This window comes from Streptomyces pseudogriseolus (genome assembly GCA_002154585.1).
GTDB classification, from domain to species: Bacteria; Actinomycetota; Actinomycetes; order Streptomycetales; family Streptomycetaceae; genus Streptomyces; species Streptomyces pseudogriseolus.
On sequence record MUNG01000653.1, the window covers coordinates 1 to 615 of the forward strand.

Genomic DNA, 615 nt, shown 5'->3' on the forward strand with positions numbered 1-615 from the left:
CATCGGGTCCGCCTTGAGGAACCGGTGGCCGTGCCGCGAGTGGATCTCGAACTTGTAGCGGGTGCCTTCGCCGACGCCCGGCAGGAACAGCTCCCACACCCCGGACGAGCCCAGCGAGCGCATGGGGAACGCCGTGCCGTCCCAGTACGTGAAGTCCGCGGCCACCCGCACCCCGAGCGCGTTCGGCGCCCACACGGTGAAGCGGGTGCCGGTCACGCCCTGATGGGTCATGGGGTGCGCGCCGAGCGCCGTCCACAGCTCCTCGTGCCGGCCCTCGCTGATCAGGTGCAGGTCGAAGTCGCCGAGCGCGGGCAGGAACCGGTACGGGTCATGGGTTTCGGACGGCTCGTCGTCCCCGTACGCCACCGCGAGCGTGTACGCGGGAATCCCGTCCAGCGGCAGCACGGCGGAGAACAGCCCGTCGCCCTCCGACACGAGGGGGGTGCGCCGCCCGTCGACGACCACGCTCACCTCGCGGGCGAAGGGCCGCAGCGCCCGGAACGCGATGCCGCCCGGCACCGGGTGGGCGCCCAGCAGGGCGTGCGGATCGTGGTGGGCGCCCGCCAGCAGACGCCCCCGGTCGTGCGGGTCGAGGGCGGGGGCGGTCGTCCCGGT

General features: G+C 74.0%; 1 protein-coding gene. It reads right to left on the reverse strand.

Features of this window, described 5'->3' with window-relative positions; genetic code table 11:
* Window positions 1-615, reverse strand: a 615-nt coding sequence (locus tag CCN29_RS33780; RefSeq protein WP_442538678.1) for a GlgB N-terminal domain-containing protein, incomplete at both ends; no start/stop codon positions are given.